Annotated in this window: 16 protein-coding genes, 1 tRNA gene, 1 pseudogene and 1 riboswitch; of the genes and pseudogenes, 6 read left to right on the top strand and 12 right to left on the bottom strand. The window is 37.9% G+C overall.

Annotated elements, in window-relative coordinates; all coding sequences use genetic code 11:
- Nucleotides 1-210 precede the first annotated feature (210 nt).
- The 4 genes and pseudogenes from NST46_RS11320 to NST46_RS11305 all read left to right on the top strand — a co-directional run.
- Nucleotides 211-492, top strand: a pseudogene (locus tag NST46_RS11320) (ATP-binding cassette domain-containing protein); the annotation flags it as partial.
- 8 nt (nucleotides 493-500) lie between these two features.
- Nucleotides 501-1,292: a protein rep gene (locus NST46_RS11315; RefSeq protein WP_341137210.1), complete on the top strand. Its 792-nt coding sequence runs from the start codon at nucleotides 501-503 to the stop codon at nucleotides 1,290-1,292.
- A gap of 182 nt (nucleotides 1,293-1,474) precedes the next feature.
- Nucleotides 1,475-2,458: a DUF418 domain-containing protein gene (locus NST46_RS11310; RefSeq protein WP_341137209.1), complete on the top strand. Its 984-nt coding sequence runs from the start codon at nucleotides 1,475-1,477 to the stop codon at nucleotides 2,456-2,458.
- 120 nt (nucleotides 2,459-2,578) lie between these two features.
- Nucleotides 2,579-3,184, top strand: a complete 606-nt coding sequence (locus NST46_RS11305; RefSeq protein WP_303447794.1) for a peptidoglycan-binding domain-containing protein — start codon at nucleotides 2,579-2,581, stop codon at nucleotides 3,182-3,184.
- Between the two features lie 919 nt (nucleotides 3,185-4,103).
- Here the strand turns inward: NST46_RS11305 and NST46_RS11300 are convergent.
- Entirely contained in the window at nucleotides 4,104-5,123 is a 1,020-nt protein-coding gene (locus NST46_RS11300; RefSeq protein WP_341137208.1) for an alpha/beta fold hydrolase, read from the bottom strand.
- Between the two features lie 134 nt (nucleotides 5,124-5,257).
- On the opposite strand from NST46_RS11300, the gene NST46_RS11295 reads away from it, so the two are divergent.
- Nucleotides 5,258-6,166 (top strand): LysR family transcriptional regulator, encoded by a 909-nt coding sequence (locus tag NST46_RS11295; protein ID WP_341137207.1) that lies wholly within the window; start codon nucleotides 5,258-5,260, stop codon nucleotides 6,164-6,166.
- Nucleotides 6,167-6,776: 610 nt separating this feature from the next.
- Nucleotides 6,777-6,849: transfer RNA gene (locus NST46_RS11290), tRNA-Ala, on the top strand.
- Nucleotides 6,850-7,032: 183 nt separating this feature from the next.
- On the opposite strand, the gene NST46_RS11285 is transcribed toward NST46_RS11290, so the two are convergent.
- The 11 genes from NST46_RS11285 to NST46_RS11235 form a co-directional block, all read right to left on the bottom strand.
- Nucleotides 7,033-7,812 carry a hypothetical protein gene (locus NST46_RS11285; RefSeq protein WP_341137206.1) on the bottom strand — a complete coding sequence of 260 codons (780 nt, stop codon included), beginning with the start codon at nucleotides 7,810-7,812 and terminating at the stop codon, nucleotides 7,033-7,035.
- A 296-nt stretch (nucleotides 7,813-8,108) separates the two neighbouring features.
- Entirely contained in the window at nucleotides 8,109-9,644 is a 1,536-nt protein-coding gene (gene guaA, locus NST46_RS11280; protein WP_118889936.1) for a glutamine-hydrolyzing GMP synthase, read from the bottom strand.
- A gap of 229 nt (nucleotides 9,645-9,873) precedes the next feature.
- A riboswitch (purine riboswitch) is annotated at nucleotides 9,874-9,975 on the bottom strand.
- Nucleotides 9,976-10,200: 225 nt separating this feature from the next.
- Entirely contained in the window at nucleotides 10,201-12,405 is a 2,205-nt protein-coding gene (locus NST46_RS11275) for a transglutaminase TgpA family protein (RefSeq protein ID WP_341137205.1), read from the bottom strand.
- Nucleotides 12,402-13,670 carry a DUF58 domain-containing protein gene (locus tag NST46_RS11270; RefSeq protein WP_341137204.1) on the bottom strand — a complete coding sequence of 423 codons (1,269 nt, stop codon included), beginning with the start codon at nucleotides 13,668-13,670 and terminating at the stop codon, nucleotides 12,402-12,404. Before NST46_RS11270 ends, NST46_RS11275 begins: the two co-directional genes overlap by 4 nt.
- Nucleotides 13,670-14,632, bottom strand: a complete 963-nt coding sequence (locus tag NST46_RS11265; protein ID WP_095312422.1) for an AAA family ATPase — start codon at nucleotides 14,630-14,632, stop codon at nucleotides 13,670-13,672. The genes NST46_RS11270 and NST46_RS11265 overlap by 1 nt, the downstream gene beginning before the upstream one ends.
- A gap of 245 nt (nucleotides 14,633-14,877) precedes the next feature.
- The gene (locus NST46_RS11260; protein WP_341137203.1) at nucleotides 14,878-16,395 is read right to left on the bottom strand and encodes an amidase; all 1,518 of its coding nucleotides are present in this window, start codon (nucleotides 16,393-16,395) and stop codon (nucleotides 14,878-14,880) included.
- A gap of 62 nt (nucleotides 16,396-16,457) precedes the next feature.
- On the bottom strand, nucleotides 16,458-17,897 hold the full coding sequence (locus NST46_RS11255) for an FMN-binding glutamate synthase family protein (RefSeq protein ID WP_379600060.1): 1,440 nt from the start codon (nucleotides 17,895-17,897) through the stop codon (nucleotides 16,458-16,460).
- Nucleotides 17,898-17,957: 60 nt separating this feature from the next.
- Nucleotides 17,958-18,113: a hypothetical protein gene (locus NST46_RS11250; protein ID WP_341137202.1), complete on the bottom strand. Its 156-nt coding sequence runs from the start codon at nucleotides 18,111-18,113 to the stop codon at nucleotides 17,958-17,960.
- Between the two features lie 2 nt (nucleotides 18,114-18,115).
- Nucleotides 18,116-19,306: a Ger(x)C family spore germination protein gene (locus NST46_RS11245; protein WP_341137201.1), complete on the bottom strand. Its 1,191-nt coding sequence runs from the start codon at nucleotides 19,304-19,306 to the stop codon at nucleotides 18,116-18,118.
- Nucleotides 19,296-20,405: a GerAB/ArcD/ProY family transporter gene (locus tag NST46_RS11240; RefSeq protein WP_341137200.1), complete on the bottom strand. Its 1,110-nt coding sequence runs from the start codon at nucleotides 20,403-20,405 to the stop codon at nucleotides 19,296-19,298. The genes NST46_RS11245 and NST46_RS11240 overlap by 11 nt, the downstream gene beginning before the upstream one ends.
- 3 nt (nucleotides 20,406-20,408) lie before the next feature.
- On the bottom strand, nucleotides 20,409-21,983 hold the full coding sequence (locus tag NST46_RS11235; protein WP_341137199.1) for a spore germination protein: 1,575 nt from the start codon (nucleotides 21,981-21,983) through the stop codon (nucleotides 20,409-20,411).
- Between the last annotated feature and the right edge of the window lie 10 nt (nucleotides 21,984-21,993).

Here is a 21,993-nt window from a genome sequence, read left to right as displayed (position 1 = left end):
AATTAGCATAAGTCTTGTTTATCGTCAACGATAGTATGCGTGGTTTTTCCATGTTTATCACCTTTTCATACTTGTTATTATCATCTGATTTATTCTATCTTAACAGGAATTATAAAAAAACGTATTTAAGGATTTTGTAAGGTTCATGTGATTGTAGTTTAAGGATGGAGGGATACAGTAAAGACAACATACGAAAGAGGTGAAGGAATAATGGAATCCTTATTACAGGTGAAAAGTGTTGAGAAAGTCTTTGGAAAAGGAACGAATACGTTTAAAGCACTGGAGGACATTTACTTTGCGATAGATCATGGTGAATTTGTAGGAATCATGGGACCATCCGGTGCTGGAAAGTCAACATTACTTCATGTACTAGCGACAATTGATACCCCTTCTAAAGGTGATATTTATATAGAAAATGATAATATTGCAAAAATGAAAGGGAATCAGCTTGCTGACTTTCGCAGCGTCCATCTCGGATTTATATTTCAAGAACCGTGCAGATGAAGAAATTAACAAACGAACACATTAACTTAACGATAAACCAGAAAGGAATATGCATGGATAAGAATAGAATTATCATGTTTGCGAGTGATGAAAAGCCGAAAAAAAGGAAACAGCATAAGCTCAATTCTTGTCAGACGATTTGTTCCTGGTTTAAAGCAAGAAGGGATGCTTTAGCACTGGCAATTCAAATGGAATATATCAAACAGAAGTATCAAAAGAAGTTCATTTTTCTTACGTTGATAGCTAATCACGTGTTAGCTGATGAATTGGAAAATGAAGTTGAATTGCATAGTAAAGCTTGTGAAAAACTAATGGAACAGAAAGAGGTTAAAAAGAAGATAAAGGGTTATATGAGTAAATTGGAAGTCATCTACAATAAAGACCGTGATGATTATCAACCACGTATCCATGTACTAATTGTCGTCAATAAAAGTTATTTTACAGATAAGAATTATTATATAACATATGATCGTTGGTTTGAATTATGGAAACAAGGGGCGGACAGCTCTCATAACAAACAAGTTGATGTTCTCAAAGTGAGAGAGGATAGCGATAAAAAGATGTCTGAGCTCACCATATCTTCGGTAAAAGACGATCACCTTGTTAATGAACAAGTGTTTGAGGTTTTTTATCAAGCATTGAAAGGTAAACGGTTAATTGTACAGACAGGACTTTTTAAAGAATCTATGAATCTATGGAAAAATGGGAAACTAGATAAATATAAAGAAAGAGATTCAACAGAATATGTCAATGTGCTTTTATACAACTGGGGAAAACGAAACAATTAATATTTCCATACTATTATTCGGTAAATTGTTGTAAGGAAAATCGATGTTGGTTTCCGTGTTTTCCGTCATCATAGCTTTATCAATAGGAAAGGTCATACCGTTGCCGCGCCTTTGGATTTACTCTAGCTTCTGACCCGAGCACAATGATTTAGCTTTATCAATAAGTAAAGGATGAGTTTATGATGAAACAACGTATTGATACTTTAGATTTCTTGCGAGGTTTTGCTCTATTAGGCATAATATTCGCCAATATCACACTAATAATATTACCTTCCTCCGTTCAATCAAACTATTTTTGGTGCCAAATCTTAAATTATGCGGTACACGAGCGATTTTTTATTATCTTTTCTTTTTTATTTGGAATTGGTTTCTATATTTTCATGACACGAGCAGTAAATCGCGGTGATAAAAGTACAGCCTTGTTTATAAAAAGATTGATCGTATTATCCATTTTTGGATTGATCCATCAATTCTTCCAATTAGGAGAAGCTTTGCTCCCCTATGCGATTTTCGGATTCATCCTTATTCCTTTTTACAGGATTAAACCGAAGATTAACTTTATTATCACTGTCATACTATTAATCCTTGCCGTACTTCTTGGCGGAAGTTATTTTATGATCTTACCTATGTTTCTACTTGGTTTATGCATGGGGCAATGGGGCGTTTTTGAAAATATTACAGCACATCAAAAAGCATTTCGTATCGTGCAAATTTCATCTCTTTGTCTCTTGCCTGCAGTACTTTTTATTCAATATTTATTAATGGAGGAAAATGGACAAATCGATCTAGCTGGTGCAATTTCTGCGCCCGTTGTAAGTGCGTTCTATGTGACTACTTTAACACTATTGCTCCGGCACGATATGATTCAAAAGTTATTAACACCTCTTAAGTATATTGGAAGAATGGCGTTAACGAACTATCTCGTTCAAACCGCTCTGATTTTAACAGCTAGTAGTCTATTCGATTTAAAAGGTCATGTGCATCAAACAACATTAATGAACATTGCCTTCATAATTTTAATAATCCAAATGATATACAGCACCATTTGGTTTCAATATTTCAAGATCGGTCCCATGGAATTTATATGGAAAATAGCAACGTACGGTAAGCTGCCCGAACGTTATAAAACGAATGCTAATCATTCAAAGTTACTCCAGGAAAGGTAATGAATCAGATTAGGAGGTGATCTCAATGTAAAAAAACAGAGAGGTTTATAAGAAGGCGTTTTATGCATCCCTAAAAGGAGTATCTGAATAACAACCAAATTATTTAAGGAGTGAATGATGTTGAAGAAGAAATGGTTATTGGCAGTTCCCGCAGTTGCGGTTGCGCTTGTAGGTTCACCTGATTTTAATCAAACAGTAGATGCAGCTCCGGAAAATGAATCGGTTCAACAAGCAGAATCAGAAATACCAGCAGGATATGAAACAATATTAAATTGGCCACCTGAACAACAGCCCATCGTCAAACAGGGGAGCCAAGGAAGTTTTGAAGTTGAATTTATTCAAGTGATGTTAAATCACTTTGGATTTGAAACAGAAGTTGATGGGATTTTTGATTCTCACACAGACCAACAGGTTCGCGGGTTGCAAGCTGAGAATGGGTTAGCCCAAGACGGGATTGTCGGTGTTAATACATGGACTGTATTACTTGAAGAATATCAAGCAGAGTTATTTACAGTAGAATCGGCGGTTGCTTATGCAGAGGCTGCCCTTGATAATGATGATTTAGTGTTTAGCAGCAATGGTGTACTTTATGAGGACTCAGATGGAAGATTATTTTATTCATTAAAAGCACGAAGTCAGGATTATATTGATAATGGAGGTACTGGAACGATAGGATTCTATGATGTGTATCAAAATGGAGATGTTGTAGAATCAAAACCAAGATAGACACAAAAAGGATCACTTGATGGAACCAGTTTAGCAAGACGGATAACTTATGGCATTTAAAAAATCAGCATCTAAAGTAATAAAGGGTTCCGTTTTGAGGTGCAAATTAGTTAAATGACACGCTAAATGGCATACGAATCGACGTATGCCATTTTATTGTTATATCAATATATAGACTATATATTATGTTGTTTTGACACTCCAATATTCAATGTTTTTCAACCTGTACAATAGATATTGTACGATGAAATTTAGTTGTCAATTGACGTATCAAAATCAAAAAGTAAATCGCGATAACCATGCATAAAAACCTTCGCGATTTACTAAAGGTTTTAGTAAATGTAAGAGCCGTACGCTCTCTTACTTACACGGTTTAGTTTATACTCCCGATTGTGATGATAGAAACTAATCCTATCAAAAATGGATCTCTTTGGTAAAATATTCGTATAACCTCTCCCTTCCCCAAATCCTATCATATTTAATATTTCTGAAGAGTAGGATTTTATATTACAGAAAAAAACTTAAAATTATTGCACAATTCTCATACTCACTGCAGGAATTATTCTACTATTACCAGTTCCGTTGAATAATTTTATCGCTTTGGCTATTGCTAGTTTATTAGTTTCCTTAGTTGGGTTAACTTACAGGAAAAACCCTTTAAGCAATTTACTAATCGCTTTAGGGATTATTTTAATTATTGTATTTTTCTTTTTATTGGTCATATAAATGCGAATAAAGAAGATAACAGGTTGATATTAGTGTCCATCTGTAATCAGATATTTGAAAGAAGCAGGGTTTAAAGGATTAGTTACTAGTCCTTTACCTTGTTTTTTTATGCAACAACAGCCCGAATAGTTATAGAAAAAATGGCAAAAAACTTTCTAGCTGCTTTGCTATATTTCAGGAATGACATTTTCCTCTATCTGTTTGCACTAAGTGCCAACAATCTTTTCAGGTTGTCATCAATAAATTTATTATCAACACTGTTAATTCCGCGACCGGCAAAATGGCCCCAGATAGATTCGATAGGATTAAAAACAGCATTAGGTATAAGCTTAGCCTCGTATTCGTTTTCGTCTGCAGTGCAGAAGAGATCCGTACTCCCTGGCATGACGCAGGCTAGCGCTTTAATGTTTTTAAGCGCCTCATCGAAATCTCCATTATAGATAGGATTTGCACTAATATCTGCATTTTGGCCTGTCCATAACATGGCGAGGACATTGTGAGGATCCATCTTCATAAAGCTGTCTTCCCAGACGCCAGCCACAAAATGTTCTAATGAGTCAAATCCCATATCACGATAAAGTTCCGCTCTGTAATACGCCTGCGATAAACCCCATCCCGCATAGACACGACCAACGGTTCGCATGTCCGCAGAAGTCAACTGGTTTAATTTACTTGAATCGAAACCAACTGCAGCCATGAGCGCAGCTTTCATCCCGTCCAGGACCACATACGCTTGCGGCCAAGTCTTTGCACCTCCACAGAAAGGTGCAATTCGTTCCACCATGTCGGGGTAACTTGCCCCCCATTGGAATGATTGAATGCCTCCCATTGACCATCCAACTACGAGGGCAATCTTTTGAATGCCGAATTTTTCGGTCACCAGCCGATATTGGAATTTAACATTGTCATAGATGGTTACCTGCGGAAAATTAGCCTTGTCGAATGGAGAAGGCGTGTTACTAGGAGACGAAGATAATCCGTTTCCCAGCAGATTTGGAACAATAATGAAATATTTCTGTGGATCTAGTGCCATTCCGTTTCCAATCAGCCATTCATTCTGAACATGTTGGTCTCCAAAAGCAGTTGGGTAGATAATGACATTATCTTTCTTTTCATTCAATTTCCCATGAGTCTTATAAGCAAGAAAAGCGTTCGGTAGTGTCGCTCCTGATTGTAAGGTAACGTCACCCAAATCAAAAATTTCGTAATCCATTGTATTGTTGCTCCTTTCAAATTGAAATCCAAAATGTATTTCTTGTTGTTAGTATAAACCTGTGGTAGTCTCAAGAAAAGTGAATAAAATTCAAAGCAGTATTCAATAATATTGAAATCGAAGGGTGAAACATGATGGAATTGCGTCAACTTATTACGTTCCGAACGGTTGCATCAACTTTAAATTTCAGTCGTGCTGCGGAAGTGCTAAACTACGTCCCTTCCAACGTCACAATGCAAATAAAAGCACTGGAGGAAGAGCTTGGTGTTCGTCTCTTTGACCGTTTGGGCAAGCAGCTCGTTCTCACAACTGCGGGTAAACGCTTTTTAAATCATGTCCAAAGCGTTCTAGACAAATTGGACGAAGCTCGTAGTGCCATTCATGATAATGAAAATCCAAGCGGCACCATAACGATTAGTGCGAATGAGGTTCTTTGCGCCTATCGGCTTCCAGTTGTCTTCCAGCTATTTCGTTCGCGCTATCCAGGAGTTCGTCTAATCTTCCGCTCTGTTCCAAATCAGGAACTTAAGCAAACGCTCTTTGAGGGAACCGCAGATATCGTCTTTATGCTGGACGAAACCATTCTCTCAACGGCGCTTACAGTGGAACCGTTACTGGAAGAAACTTTCCGCTTGTTCGTCGCTCCTGATCATCCACTTGCGAAACAACCAGTACTGCAGCAGGAAGATTTTCACGGAGAAGTATTACTGGTTAATGAAAAGGGCTGTCCCTATCGAACCATGTTTGACCGGTCATTTGAGAAAAAGGGCATTGATGATATTACTTATTTAGAGTTTCAAAATGCGGAAGCCATTAAACAATGTGCAATTTCTGGAATCGGTATTGCCTTTCTTCCGGAAATCACAGTGGAAGCAGAAGTTGAACGGGGTGACCTTGTTCCTCTTCCATGGCAAATTCCGGACTTGCATGTATATACACATATGGCATGGCATAAAGATAAGTGGCTTTCACCAATCATATTATCTTTCATAGAAGTAGCAAGGGAAGTTATAGCTTTAAAGGAGGAGAATAAAACGGTTTAGCCTATTCAGCGATATTTTCCTAACTAGTAAGGCATCTTACTGTGATAACTAAGATGCCTTACTTATGCTCCTCTATAAATAATGAGCTATGTTTTACCGTATTATTTAATAGAGGATTCTAACACTCGTTTACTAAGACTTCGTGAAGAGTTTGACCTAAACTATTCTGCCCCTTTCGTTTAAGTACAATATTTCACAACTCAATATAGTCCTATATCTATTACTTCAAAAATTTCAACGAAATTATCATCGCTTTATCTAAAAAAGTATCCCTAACAACTTATTTTTGGCAGGGATTTTGGCAGGGAACTATCTTATTTTATACCAAATTGTCAATTTCAGATTAATATAAACACTGTTAAATAGGCGTTCTCTCTTCAAATCAAGTTATGTCTTTACTTTACTCCCACTCAATTAGATATGGTAGATATTTGAAAAAGGTTATATTTAGAGTAAGAAAAGAGATTGCAGAAAGAAAGTTAGATCATTTTAGGAATTAATTAATTCAATCCAATCACAAAATTAATATTAAAATAAAAGCTTGATGTAATTCAATCAAATTTATATAATGTAATTGCTTTATGAATTATACTATCATAAATTTAATAACGGGGCTGTAGTTCAGCAGGGAGAATATTTGTCTGGCAGACAAAAGGTCAAGGGTTCGAGCCCCTTCAGCTCCATTTAATATTAAATCAAAACACTTTTCTTTTTCTAATTCGGAATGAGAAGAGTATTTTTTAAATATTTTCTTCGTACACTACATTACGATTTTTTATTTTAATCTCCTAAATATAGCCCAATTCTTGAACACTTTTATTAGACAAACGCGCTCGTTTGTTTAGTAGTATTATTTGTTCCAAGATTTAAATATGTAATTGAGTTTTTTTATCTACATCGCAATTGATAACCTTACTCGAATCATTAAGGGTTAACTTAATATCTACATATCTACTAGTAATGAAATAAAAAATCGTTTTATCGTATTCATTATAATCAAAATTAATTATTCTTAAGTCATTTTTGTTTACTCCACTTATATTGGAGGCTATACCCAAAACATTCTCTATATCACAATCATCAATAATGTTTACCTCATTAGAACTATATGATTTTTTCCTTTTAAAAAAGTCATATATATAAGTTGCTATTATTGAAGCAGGTATATTGCCTAGCCATAAAAGCAAATCTAAACTCCAATCTGAAGCACCTTTTTCAAAAATCCTTTCAGAATGTGTGATTTTTATTTGCTGCCCAAACTTAATATACAATTCGTTAATTAGTTCTTGAGACAGTCTCTCGTCAAACCTATGAACTTGAATTAAAGCACTACTCTGCTTAACGGGAATACTTGGATAATCAACTTCATTGCCGTTACTTTCCAGATAATTTGTGATAAAAGTGTATGTATCCCGACCAAAAATCTCTATTCTCACAAATATAATATCCTCAAATTCATTAAGAACAACAGTGTAGCCATCACCTAAACCATAGCCTAGGGTTTTGTGAATTTCTTTTGAAAACTCATCCATAGTTTTATCTAGTCGATAGGATAGTGTTTTTAGATGTACATCTTCCTTTGGCTCTAAACCCATATCATCCCAAACTTGTTTATAAATATCTATTACAAAATTAATAATTACCAACGCCTCCTCTTCTGATCATTTGTTCAATAGTACATACTTAATGAAATAAGTGGTAAGGAGATGTTAAACAATCTGGCCCGTTTGTGTAGTAAATAATATTTCGACTCTTTCAATGTCATTTTAACATACAAAAATATCCCTACCAAAATTTAATACTAAAACCAAAATCCCTACCAATTTTTATTTTTGGTAGGGTTTTTGGTAGGGAACCATATCATTTTTAACTTATTTTCTCCATATTAGACTAGGATAAATACCGATATATAGGCGTTCTCTCTTCAAGTTAAGTTGTAGTTTTACTCCCACTCAATCGTAGCGGGCGGCTTGCTCGTTACATCATACACAACACGGTTAATATGCTGCACATCATTCACAATACGAGTTGAAATTTTTTCTAAAACATCCCATGGGATACGTGCCCAGTCAGATGTCATTCCATCAATGGATGTAACGGCACGAATACCGATTGTATGATCATATGTCCGGGCATCGCCCATCACTCCAACACTCTTAATATTCGGTAGTACGGTGAAATACTGCCAAATATCGCGGTCTAATCCTGCGTTTGCTATTTCTTCACGTAAAATCGCATCGGACTCACGCACGATTTCCAGCTTTTCTTCCGTTACTTCACCTAATACACGGATTGCTAAGCCTGGACCTGGGAATGGTTGACGCCATACGATATGATCAGGAATACCAAGCTGTGTACCTAATTCACGTACTTCATCTTTGAATAATGTGTTTAGTGGTTCAATTAATTCAAATTGCATGTCCTCAGGCAGTCCGCCAACATTATGGTGTGACTTAATGGTTTGTGCTGTTTCGGTACCACTTTCAATCACGTCCGTATATAGAGTACCTTGTGCAAGGAAGTCCATATCCTTTAATTTTGCCGCTTCATCGTCGAATACATAGATGAATTCATTTCCGATGATTTTACGTTTTTTCTCTGGATCATCGACACCAGCTAATTTAGATAGGAAGCGATCTTTTGCATCTACTTTTATAATGTTCATATGGAAATCGTCAGCAAAGACTTTCATCACATCGTCTGCCTCATTTTTCCTTAGTAGACCGTGATCAACGAAAATACAAGTCAGTTGATCTCCAATTGCTTTATGAATTAACGCTGCAACTACAGATGAATCAACCCCACCACTTAATGCACATAGCACATTGCGGTCGCCAACTTTTTTCTGGATTGCCTCCACTTCCATGTCAATAAAGTTTTCGATTGTCCAATCACCCTTACATTTGCACACATCAAATACAAATTGATTTAACAAATCGTTTCCATACTCTGAATGACGAACCTCTGGATGGAACTGTACGCCGTATAATTTGTTTTCGGGATCACTCATTGCTGCAATTGGCGTTGATGGGCTTGTTGCATCAATTTGGAATGTAGGAGGAACCTCTGTTACCTTGTCTCCATGACTCATCCACACCGTTTGCTTTGTTGGTGTATCTTTGAAAAGAATTGGATCATGGTTAAGATCGATAAGTGCTTTTCCATACTCACGGTTTTTGGATTTCTCCACTTTTCCTTTATAATGCAGTGCCATAAGCTGCATGCCATAGCAAATTCCTAATACTGGAATGTCTAAGTCGAATATTGCTTCATCACAACGGAAGCTGTTTTCATCATAAACACTGTGTGGTCCACCAGATAAAATGATTCCCTTTGGGTTAATTGCTTTAATTTCTTCTGCTGTCAGCTTATGTGAATGTAGTTCACTATACACCCCGAACTCTCTGATTCGACGTGTAATCAGCTGATTGTATTGACTTCCAAAATCAAGTACAAGTATCATTTCGTTGTTTTCCATTGATTCCGCTCCTATCTGCTGTAAGGTGTCTCCATTGAATAAGGTAACCATTAGGTTTTAAGTAAGTGGTTTAATAAAACCATGCTGAGTCGCGATAAACCCAGACATGCACACTGCAACACTTACATTTTTCCTGCTGAAAAAACCTGCATTTCTACTTTCCGCAAGCTATATAAATACTCATATAGCTACAAAAAGACAGAAATCCAGGTTCATGATATAAACTACATCATCTAGATTCTGCCTTCATAGTCAGAGCATTTACGGTGCCCCGGTAGAAACTTTTGACCCATATTGTCAAGGATATACGAACGCATTATATTTTAATTTTTAGAGGTTGTCCAAAATAGTCCGGTAAAAATGACACTTCGAATTTCTTCGTTGGCTTGCTTTTCCGTTCCTCACGTATCAACTGCATACGTTCCGGTACGGGAAGCTGCGCCGCCTCGAACTTCTTGGTCCTTTTTATCCTCCTATTGAACACACGCTTATAGAGGTTGTCCTTCTAAGCCCTCACTTTTGCATGTATTTATTCTACTAATCAACCCACACCAGGTCAACCCATTATGCGTTTAATTAAATTTTTCCATAATTGAGTTAGTTCATTTAGTTGTGATTCATTTAGCTCATTTTTATATAACAGCCGCTCATAGTAGCTAGTTAGCTGCCCCATCTCATCTGTAGAATAATGGATATCAATACGGTTTGCGAATTCACGCAATGTCTGATCAGGGTCTTTTGTATATCCATAATGCCGCAACAATTTAATTAAATGATGATAGGCTTCTTGGAAAGATTTAGCATCCTGCCCGTTTTTCATTTTCACCGCTAGTGCCTTTGTTTGCCAACGGAATCTTGTTTTATAGATACCGATTCCGATAATAACGATTAAAGCCACCAAAATTGCTGCGTACCACCACTTAAATGTAAAATTCGTTCCATCGGTTTGATCAGATTCTTGCTCAGCAGCTTCATCCGTTGGTACATCTGACTCCGGCTGTTCCGGGAGATCATTCCTCTCTGGAGCTTCTAATGCATCATCCTCTGTTTGCGGTAAGTCTGTATTACTAGCATTATCAATATCCACATGAAAATCAGATAAATTAGAGAACCCTTGTGTCGGCTCAAATGGCACCCAGCCCGTTTCCGGGAAGTACACTTCTACCCACGAATGGGCATTTCCATTCGTCACTTCATACAGTTCTGTTGCATTCTCTCCTCCAATTAGTTGGCCGCTAGTAAATCCCTTCACCCATCTTGCTGGAATATCGATAGCACGAAGCAGAACAACCATCGAAGTTGAGAAGTTATCACAATAGCCTATCCTGGAATCAAATAAAAATTGGTCCACATAATCTTGATCTCCCCTTGGAACAGGGACATCTGTTGTACGGTATTCAAAATCATTGCTTGCGAAATACCGTTCGACCGCTTTTACCTTTTCATACCTTGTTTCATGTGGATTGGTTATTTCCTCGGCTAAATCAACTACCCGCTCAGGTAATGTATCCGGCAATTGCGTATAGTGTTCTAACAGTTCATCTCTGTACGGCTCACTGCTTTCACGCAGCTCATTCAACTCAAAGGACGGATGGTCATACGTTAATTGATACGTTGTTAAATTAGTAACCTCTCCACTTCTTCTAGCCTCTATTGCATCTGATTGTTGGTCGAGAAAGACTGCCTCTTCCCCCTCTAACCCCTCTACTTGACTGATCCCATAAGGATAAACGAGCTTATTAATCGATTCATTTTCTTGAAATTCAACCAAAGCATCCCGTCTCTCTGTCTCAACATTCGAAGAAAATGTCTCTAAATCGATGGAACCATTTGGCTGTAATTCATACTCTGAGTCAGAAGAAGACACCCAACCTTTCCCTGTATATTCATCTTTTGTTTCAATTCGCCAATAATGTCTTTCTGGAGTCCTGGCATAAAACACTGGTGTATCATCTTGAATAAATGATCCACCTAGTCTAGAGTCATCCTCTCCATAGCCCACTTTCTGCACCGGTCCGCTACCATTACTGCCAACGTTTTCAGCAGCGCTTTGAATAAATGGAACAGGATCCGGCCAAATTGGTTCTGCCTTCGGTGCGGCAAAACCAATCAGGCTGGAGATAAACACAACAACAACTAGCGGCATGAGCCATACTGGTGATTTCTTTACCCATGCAAAATGAATAGACTCTTGACTCAATTCTTTCATTAGGTTAGCTATACCAAGTGCAATAAATGAAACTATAAAAGTTCTTACAATTGACATAGCACCATCGTATACGGTAAATGTATCAAGAATCGTGATATAGATGAATGTCAGCAAGACAAACAGAAAAATCCGTTTCATCTGCACGAACCAATAATGCAATAAATAACTCATTAGCCAAATTAATAATAAGAATAGAAAGCTGCGGAACAACGGTGTTAAATAATACCATTGCTGTGAGAACAACGCCTGTATGTTGAAGACAAATTCGACTTGTACTTGCTCTATCCACATAGCACTTACAATTGGTACGTTAAAATAGAGACCATTTAGAATGAAAAGCAAGCCGAATCCTTTTAATAAAAAACCAATCCACCATTTCAGTTGCAATGCTGAAATAATAAAGCAAAACATCGTATAAATAATAAAAATAAAAATATTATTTGTATCCGATATATCTTTTAATGGATAGAGCCATTCAAGGAACAAAAAGAATCCACAAAAGTAAAGAATCGTGGCATATAAGATTGCTGCTTTATTTTGCTGTTTGTTCATCTTATATTCACCTCAATCGGATTATGAACCAATTGTTGTTCTGTCATGATTTGCACACCAATACCTGCATAGCGAAGCTGCAGAACAGCATGATTTTCCGCTTCTGAAATCAAATCAGTTGCTTGAATGAATATTACAGCAATACGCTTCGTTCGCCGCTTCACTTGTAGCATCGATTGTTTAAAAAAGTCATCGATCTTTGTTGTAATTACAATTGCCATTTGTCCCGCCTTAATTTGCTTCATTTCTTCCTTTACACTTATCGAAAACGACCGCTCTCCATTTGGCTGAATTCGTGCCAAAAAATGATTGATACGCGCTTGAGCCCCTGCATTTTGTTCAGATTGGAAATAGACCGCTTCTGCCCCAATCGAAAGCAATCCTGCTTGATTCCCCTGTTTCCGAAAAACATTCATTAAAGAAAGGCTAAGCTCTACAGAAGCTTCAAAAGCTAATGCATTCATACCTTCATAATGACAACTATCTAAAATCAGTAGAATATCCGTACTTTTTTCTTGTTCAAATTCCTTTGTCATCACATTATTTCGTCTAGCAGTTTGTTTCCAATCAATTCGAGAAAAACGATCACCTGGCACATATTCACGAACACCAATTGCGACGTTGGTATTCATTAATTGATGTGAGCTAGAAGAAACAGAGCCCTGTTCAAAATTTTGATATTGCTCTTGCATCGTGATAGGACGAATGGTCGGGTAAGCAATCAGTTCATTTGATACATGGAATAAATGCTCTCGTTTTACAAAACCAAATATATCACTAAGCTTCACACGAATTCCTTTTAGCTGATGCTCCCCTCGTGGAACTTGTTCAATTGTATAGGGTAAAGCTAAGCTTCGTTTAAATCCGGGGAAAACTACCTTTTTAATTTTTCGTTCTACAAATCGTTTCTCAGGGTGATCCATATGGCGATATTTTTCCGTACTACTGTCAGCTTTCATTAAGCTCACTGGAAAAACTTCCTCAACAATACAATAATAAATCGGAAATGGGATATTCCGCTTTATCCTTAGCATGACATCTATCTTGTCACCAGCTTGGATAATAGGTCGCGTTACCTCTCTCGTTACATTCCACTTCTTCATCGGATAAAATAAGAACACAAGAAGATAGAAGAAAATTGGAAGAAAACTAAAAAAGAGAAACCAACTGACAAATCCCCCTTGAAACATTGCATAGGAGAATAATACGACAAAAAGTGTAGCAATTATTGCAGCATTGCCAAATACCCTGAACCGGCCTCTCATTAATGAAATTCCTTTCGAATCGGGATATGCGTGGTTTTTACAATAGCTGCAATCGTCTCCTCATTCGTAACCCCTTCATACCTCGCCTCTGAATTTAAAATAATCCGATGCGATAAAACAAATGGTGCAAGGTATTTTACATCATCAGGCAATACATAGTCTCTTCCATATATGTAAGCATAGGCCTTCGCTGCTTTCATTAAGGCAATTGACCCTCTTGGGCTTACTCCGAGGTAGATAGCATCATTTTCTCTTGTACGTGTTACAAGATTAATAATGTACTGCTGTACATTGCGATCGATATAGACGTCCTTTACCTCTTCTTGAATTTCTACTAACTGATCTCTATCAATTACTGCCTCTATTGATTCAATTGGGTGATTACTAGAGGTTCGGTCTAGCATTTCAAGTTCTTCACTAAAGGTAGGGTAGCCCATTTTCAATTTCAGAATAAATCGGTCTAGCTGTGCTTCTGGTAATGGATAGGTGCCTTCATATTCAATTGGATTTTGAGTTGCCATAACAAAGAAAGGTTGCTTAAGAGGTTTCGTTATTCCATCAATGGTCACGTTTTGTTCTTCCATTGCTTCGAGAAGTGATGATTGTGTCTTTGGTGAAGTACGATTAATTTCATCTGCGAGAATAATATTCCCAAAGATTGGTCCATCGCGAAATTCAAATGCTAGTTCTTTCGGATTATAAATCGAAACGCCAGTTACATCTGATGGTAATAAATCCGGAGTAAACTGAATTCTTTTGAAATCACAGTCTAGTGACTTGGCAAGTGTACGTACAAGCATTGTTTTCCCAACACCAGGAACGTCCTCCAATAACACATGACCCTGTGCTAATAAAGCAACTAAACTTAGTGTTGCAACATCCTCTTTACCAATCATTACTTTATTTATATTATTGATTACACGTTCAATTCTATCATTATATATACTTGTCCCATGTATCAAGCTGTATTCCCTCCTTTAATAAAACTATTTAAATAATTCGTCTACTTCAACTATATCAAGAAAAGAAGTTGAAGTAAAAGTAGAAGTTAATCATCTTTATAAACCTCATCTATATAACTAACATTACCAGAAAATGATAATTATATACTAGACTTATGCAAAACATATCAAGCACCACTTCGCTTTAGAATTAAGTGGTGCTTTTGTAGGTGAATGGACTGTTTTACACGATTAAATTTTTACCTCTACTTCCGATTACTCAGACTCTCTTCAAAATATGGATTTCCCTTCATCCCCACCCATAAGTCAGATTTCTCAAGTTGAACTGCTAGCTGTAATAGGCGGTGTTCTTCGCCTTTTGGTGCCATAACTTGTACCCCTAATGGCAGCCCCTCGCTTGAAAGGTATACAGGCACAGACATCGCTGGCTGACCAGTTAAATTAGCTAGCTGGGTAAACGGGGTATAGGTGAGGCTAGGTAAAAACATCTCATAGATAAGATCTTGTTGTTTTTCTTTGTTTGCTTCCCTTACTTGTAATCGCAGGTTTTCTTGGCTTGCTTTTGAGTGGGTTAGCTCGCCAACCTCTGGTGCAGTGCTCGCTGTAGCTGGCGTAATATAAAAATCGTATATTTGATGGAACGATGCCATCTGAGCAGCGGCTACATCCCATGATGCAAGACTTGCAGAAAAATCTGCCGCTGAAAGGGACTTCCCTGCTTCACGAAGCACCCATGTTTCAATCTCTACATCATCAGCAGTAATTGCGCGACCAATTGCTTTTTCCAGTTCTTGAACAGTAAGGCTCATTTCGCCACTGTTCATCATAAAGTAATCCCTCATTAACTGGATACCATCAACACCGTTATCCTTTTCTTCTACATCATGTCCCTGTGTTTCAAGCCACTTTACCGTGTTTTCCACTGCAAGCTTTGCATCCACACTTACTGGGGTGCCCACAGGAGATTTCGTCGTATAAGCAATCCGCAGCGGCCTACTCAAATCTTCCAGCATCGTTTGATGATAGCTTCCTGGGAATAATGGTGTCTGAAATGCCGCCTCTGGCTGCACAACTTGAAGTAAATCCAACATGCTTGCACTATCTCGGACACTTCTGCTTAAAACAAAATCAATCGATGCACCATGCCATTGCCTGCCAACTCCTGGACCAACTGGCGTCCTTCCTCGTGTAGGCTTTAGACCAAATAGACCAGAAAACGAAGCTGGAATCCGTATGGAGCCACCACCATCACTCGCACCCGCAAGTGGTACAACGCCTGAGGCGATTGCTGCTGCAGCCCCACCACTAGAACCGCCTGGCGAATAACTGGTATTCCATGGATTTCTTGTGGAACCGTAAATTTCAGGCTCTGTAATGTTTTTCAGGCCAAACTCCGGTGCATTTGTATGACCCATGAAATGAAAACCAGCATCGCGAAGCTTTTTCACAAAATAGGAATCATGTTTCGAACGATTCCCTTTGAGCAGTTTATTACCTGCTGTCATCAGCTCTCCTTCTAGACTTTGAGAGATATTTTTCAGCAAAATAGGGACACCGTTAAACGGAGCATCTTCTATCGATATGCGCTCTGCTTCTTCTAAGGCCTTTTCCATTCTTGAGTGTGCGACAATATTCAAGATAGGATGAACCTCGTTTAATCGTTCGAAGGCAACCGTCATCAATTCTTTTGCGGTAACCTCTTTCATTTGAATCAACTGCGCCATTTCCATGGCATCTAATTTTAAGTATGTTTCCAAATCCATATGTACACTCCTCACAGAAGCATTTTACCCTAGTCTACCATACCTGTTGATTGGTTCCAGTACTATGATTCGGAAGCATTTTTTTGTTTATTCGATTCCTTTGCTTGATTCTTCTCTTGCCATGGTTCAAATGAAAAAGGAATACCTAGCATCTCACTTGTTAATTTGTCATAAGATACTAGGTCTTTTAACGTCATTTCCTTTAACGAACGTTTCCCCATTGCTCTTAGACCTACTTTCATCTCTTCTATGCTTGCCGTTAAAAATTTTGTTGCTGATTGTGCGCCATCTTCTCTATTAAATTTATTTTTAAATTTGCCTTCATTCCATACAACCTGTGTAGGTGGTTCAAACGGTATAGCGTCAAGCGTTTGGCTATGTGCTACTGCAAAAAGCATCGCTGATCCTAGATAAACGGCATCTGCCCCAAGTGCGATCGTTTTTAAAAATTCAGATGGTGTAAATAGACCACCAGATACGATGAGGCTGACCTCCTTTCTTTTGTTACGTTTTTTCAAGTGATTGTTCGCACGTACAACTGCATGCAGGGTCGGTATTCCAAAATCATCTGATAATACTGGAGGCGCTCCGTGGGTTGCAGCTTGCCCGCCATCTACTGCAATATAATCAACTCCCATTTCTATTAATTGATCGATGTCCTGCTCTATTTTTCCGCCAGCACCTAGCTTGGCTCCAATTGGAACTCCACCCGTTAAGTTTCTTAATTCCTCAACTAATTCTTTTAAATCCTTTAACGTTTGATTATCAAAAAAATGCTCATAAATTACTGCCACTTCATCTTCCTTTAACCCCATTACGCTCCGTGCGCGCCCTGTTAAATTTTCCGGCGAAATTCTCCCGCCTACTCCGACAAGCGCTCCTTGGCCGAACTTGATTTCAATCATATTAGCACGCTTTAATAGGCTCTCATCCTTTGACCACTCCGTTTTGGAGAACTGTAAAATATACTTATCAGCTGCATCTAGTTCCTCTGGTAAAACCCCTCCTTCACCAGAATTAATCGCCGTACCTGTCTGCTTTGCTGCATCCGCTAATGCAAGTCGAACTTCTTCACTTAAAGCAATACCATAAGCCATACCGCTAATAAGTAACGGGATTTCAATTTCGAGTGGCTTTTTAGCGTTTGGACCGATGGTAACTTTTATATCAACATCTTCATCACCATCTATGGGAAATGAAGCCACCTGTGCTGGTATAAATGTTAACGTATCCATATGTGGCCAGCTTTTAGACGACCCTAATGGCCGGTGTAAGACATCCCCTGTTTCTGCACGTAAATTGTTTTCAAGAACATTTTGTAATCCCATATGTTTAATACCTGGAATCAATTCGATTAAATTCTCCTGATAGCTATCTGTAAAGAGAATCTTCCCCATTTTCTTCGTCATCCGCTTTAGCAGACCTCTCCAACCTAGCAAGAATATTAATAAGATACTAAGCAGTAAAACAAGTAATATAAGATTAACTACTGAAATGATCATCATTTCCAATCACTACCTTACGTTATTTTCCAAGCATTTGCGTGCTTTGGTTTCGATTGCTTACTTGTCTTCTGAATCGCTGTTTTTCCATGATGGGTCCATTTCCTGGTGCAACTTTTGATTGATGGTATAAACGAGAAAAGGCACGAAAAAGGCTAAAAAGGTACAAAGTATTTCCATCCCTGTTGGAAGCCTATCTACTAATGTTTCCCACATCCCTATTCCTCATTTCCTTTTCGCTTAATTTGAATAATGCTTCCAGGTTCCACTAGAACCGAATTGACATCAACGGTTACACCGCTATTAGCAAAATAATTTTCTCCATGATCCCAATTATCCTTGACTTGTTTCCATACATCGTAATGGAACATTCGGAGATGATCATCCAATTTCATTACATCCACTTGTAAATCATCCTTTAGTTTTCTGATCGTACGCTCTGTCATCAACTTAATTTTTTGATCTAACACTTTCTCAAATTGTTTGACTCCTTCTTTCGTATAATAATCTTTATAACCATGGTACTCTTCAACCTGGGCTTCCACATTCATGTCTATATGAAAAGCTAATGCATCTTTATTGCTATTTATAAGCTTTATTTTACTGTTCCCATGTTTGATCGAAAATGCAATCTGTTCTCCTTCCACTTCCGTACTGACACTTCCTACTTGATTCCTTCCAAGGATAAAATTTAACCCCATCGCATCTTCACCTGAAATTGTATCCACTAAACGACTGGAATTTCCATCAAATACAGATACGCTCTCATAGTTTGCCGTGCTAGCTGAATGCTTAGTGAGTAGCGGAACCGTAAAGCTGCTTTTATTCAGCAAGAGTTCTTGCAGTTCTCCAATTCGGAGTGGGTCCATTGTTTCGGGAGTTACTTCATTTTCCAATAATTCATTGATATATTGTGCTGGAATATAAGCATGCCCTGGATCAATATTCAAAATTTCCTTCGCCGGTGATTCGCCATCTACTATCGCTACCTTAATTCCCCTTCTGAATCCTTGCACACGGATAAAAACATCGATAACATTTGTGAATAAACCTGGTTCTTCAGCTAGTTCCCTTGATACAAGTATAAGCTTCAAGTGCTCCGTGTTAATCATATTATTTGTTTGCTTTGAGATTTTGGCATTGATCTGGTTTAACGTTTTTCCTGTTTGACTTAAATTTAAATATGCCTTTCCTGAGCCACTATCTGTCGCTGTCGCTAAACCGGCAGGAACTGCTGATTGCTGTGTCATTTCAAACATTTTATCACCATCACCAGCATCTTCCACTAAATCAATCGCAACCCCTACAATGAATTCACGGTCTTCTAATTCTGCGTCGTCCCAGCAAGCAGATAACGTAATGGAAACGAAACTAAATAGAATTACAAGAAGCATTTTTTTATTTCTCATTTTGCTTCTCCCCTTTTACTTTATACATTACCCCTAATATCGTCGTAATGATTACAATTAAAATCCAACTTGAGTAACTCATATAGTTTCCGAAGTTTTCCATTTCAATAAAATCCCTTGGTATCATTGCAACCGCGAAAATAAGCGGGGTTAGAACAAAGAGCAGATGTATTTTTTTTACCTTAGGTAAAATAGAACTCAATGCTAGAACCCCTACATCAAAGGCCATTGCGGTTGTTGTAAAAATCGCCATAATCCATATCACAAAAAATATTGACTCGATTCGTTCAAAGAAACCACCGGGAATTTCGATCGACTTTGCGAGCTCAATCAATGGAAAACGAATATTAGCGGTTGTTAATTCACCAAACACCGCTATGCATGTGACAAAGATAAAAACATACAATATAATCACCCATGACATTCCGATAACAGTATACTTTGCCACATGTTTTGGTTCTTTTACCAATGATATATAAAAAAACAAAATACCAACTCCGGTATAGGACAAAGTTGTTTTTAAAGAGCCTTGCAAGTAGCCTTGCAGATCGGTTTTAAACATAGGCAGCACATTATGCCATCCCATAAATGGAATGGAAAAAAGCACTAATAGCCCTGTCGTGATAAAGATAATTGGCAAAAACATTGCATTCAGCCGGAAGATCCCCCCGCGAGTATTCGCTACTGCGTATACAACAACAAGCAAAAACGTCAGGGCAACAACCTCCATTGGTGTACGGTTAAATAAATACTGATGCGAGATTTCCGCTATGGAACGGACTTCAAAGGCAGTTAACGCAACACCTTGAACAGTAAATAAAAAAGTAAAAAAGACAGCAACAGGTTTGGTTACCAGCGAAGAAGAATAATCGAGAAAGGATTGATTCGGAAAATTGGCAGCCAGCTTTGCAACACACCATGCAATAGCTGTTACAATAGCCCCCGAAAATAATATAACGATCCAGCCATCTGAAAATCTTGTATCCTCAGCAAGTATTCTTGGAAATGGAAGAATCCCTACCCCAATTAACATGGAAGGCAGTGCAATCATAATGTCTCGATTTTGTATTTTATCATCACCATATTTAAAATTAAGCATGGATTATTCCTTTCCTTGTTTCCCATCATTTTCAGTCGATTCGTTATTTACCGTTTTCAAATATTTAGGGTTCTTCTTTAAAATTGTGAACGGAGCACGCAAGACCAAATCCCTCCAATCACTAACAAATGTCGGTGCAAAAGGAGTCGAGTATGGTATCCCAATACTCTTCAAATTGACGATATGAATATTCACCATAATATATACAAGAATAACGCCATACAATCCCAGGAAGGAAGCTGCAATCATACAAGCAAAACGCAATACTCGAAATGTGACCGCTACACTATAAGCCGGAATACTAAAGGATGCAATGGCTGTCAGTGCAGTCACAACTACCATGATTGGGCTAACTATTCCTGCACTTACTGCTGCCTCTCCAATAACTAATCCACCGACAATACCAATTGTTTGTCCGATAACCTTTGGCAGCCTTACCCCAGCTTCGTGCAGAATCTCAAATGTTAATGCCATTAAAAATGCCTCAATTGCACTTGGAAATGGTACACCTTCCCTCGAACCTGCGATAGAATACGTTAACGTACTCGGAATCATGCCTGGATGATAAGAGACCAAGGCAATATAAAGCGCTGGTAAAAACATTGCAAAAAAAGCAGTAAGGTAACGAAGGGCACGTAATAAAGTAGCAGATACCCAGCGCTGTGAATAATCTTCCATTGAATGCAGTGCATCACCTATCGTAATTGGCGCGATTAATGCAAATGGCGAACCATTCAGTAAAATCACAACTTTCCCTTTTACAACATTAGATGAAACCCGATCGGGCCTCTCTGTATCTAATAGTTGTGGAAATGGAGATAAAAAGCTATCTTCTATCCATTGCTCGACATGAGAGGAATCGGAAACATAATCCGTATCAATTGATTTCAGCCTTCGATCAACTTCCTGCACAATCTCTGGATTAACAATCCCTTCCATATATACCATCACTAGCTTTTGCTTCGTGCGCTTCCCAATTTCATATCCTTTAAAGCGCAGGTTGGTATCTTTAATATCTCGGCGAATTAATGCCAAATTTGTATCAATGCTTTCCACAAATCCATCTCTTGGACCACGCACTAATGTTTCAGAATCAGGCTCTTCTATCGAACGTCTTTCTCCACCAGCTGTTTCCATGATTAGAACGGTATCTGAACCATCTATATAAAACGCAGTACTTCCATTTAAAATTGCGAGAGAAACCTCATCCATTGATTGCGTTTTTTTAATAGCTGTAATCGCAACTACTTCTTCATATATGTCTTCAAGTATGTTCATCTTAAAGTTCTTCATATTTAATTGAATCGTTTTTAATATATTATTATTAATCAAATCTTCATCGGTTAATCCACTAATATAAACAATTGCTGATCTCTTTTCTATACTGCCAATCATTAATTCACGGATAACTAAATCATCCGGATTCCCAAATATCTCCTTAGAATTCTTTACATTGCGATCAAGATCCTTTACAATTTCAACTTGAAGGTTTACCTGCTGTGGCGCTTTATCTCTAGCTTTATCGTTATTTTGTTGCTTTCTATTTTTAATCCGATTAATCAGGGTGCTTCTAGCCATGTTATCGCCT

It is taken from the genome of Oceanobacillus sp. FSL W7-1309 (assembly GCF_038002145.1).
GTDB lineage: Bacteria > Bacillota > Bacilli > Bacillales > Amphibacillaceae > Oceanobacillus > Oceanobacillus profundus.
Note: the sequence above shows the minus strand (reverse complement) of the source record. Positions and strands in the feature narration are given on the sequence as shown.

Bases quoted from the DNA above. Each gene is read 5' to 3' on its own strand.
- NST46_RS11315 (WP_341137210.1), top strand. From the start codon at position 501: ATGAAGAAATTAACAAACGAACACATTAACTTAACGATAAACCAGAAA.
- NST46_RS11310 (WP_341137209.1), top strand. From the start codon at position 1,475: ATGAAACAACGTATTGATACTTTAGATTTCTTGCGAGGTTTTGCTCTA.
- NST46_RS11300 (WP_341137208.1), bottom strand. From the start codon at position 5,123: ATGGATTACGAAATTTTTGATTTGGGTGACGTTACCTTACAATCAGGA.
- NST46_RS11295 (WP_341137207.1), top strand. From the start codon at position 5,258: ATGGAATTGCGTCAACTTATTACGTTCCGAACGGTTGCATCAACTTTA.
- guaA (WP_118889936.1), bottom strand. From the start codon at position 9,644: ATGGAAAACAACGAAATGATACTTGTACTTGATTTTGGAAGTCAATAC.
- NST46_RS11275 (WP_341137205.1), bottom strand. From the start codon at position 12,405: ATGAACAAACAGCAAAATAAAGCAGCAATCTTATATGCCACGATTCTT.
- NST46_RS11270 (WP_341137204.1), bottom strand. From the start codon at position 13,670: ATGAGAGGCCGGTTCAGGGTATTTGGCAATGCTGCAATAATTGCTACA.
- NST46_RS11260 (WP_341137203.1), bottom strand. From the start codon at position 16,395: ATGGATTTGGAAACATACTTAAAATTAGATGCCATGGAAATGGCGCAG.
- NST46_RS11255 (WP_379600060.1), bottom strand. From the start codon at position 17,897: ATGATCATTTCAGTAGTTAATCTTATATTACTTGTTTTACTGCTTAGT.
- NST46_RS11250 (WP_341137202.1), bottom strand. From the start codon at position 18,113: ATGTGGGAAACATTAGTAGATAGGCTTCCAACAGGGATGGAAATACTT.
- NST46_RS11245 (WP_341137201.1), bottom strand. From the start codon at position 19,306: ATGAGAAATAAAAAAATGCTTCTTGTAATTCTATTTAGTTTCGTTTCC.
- NST46_RS11240 (WP_341137200.1), bottom strand. From the start codon at position 20,405: ATGCTTAATTTTAAATATGGTGATGATAAAATACAAAATCGAGACATT.
- NST46_RS11235 (WP_341137199.1), bottom strand. From the start codon at position 21,983: ATGGCTAGAAGCACCCTGATTAATCGGATTAAAAATAGAAAGCAACAA.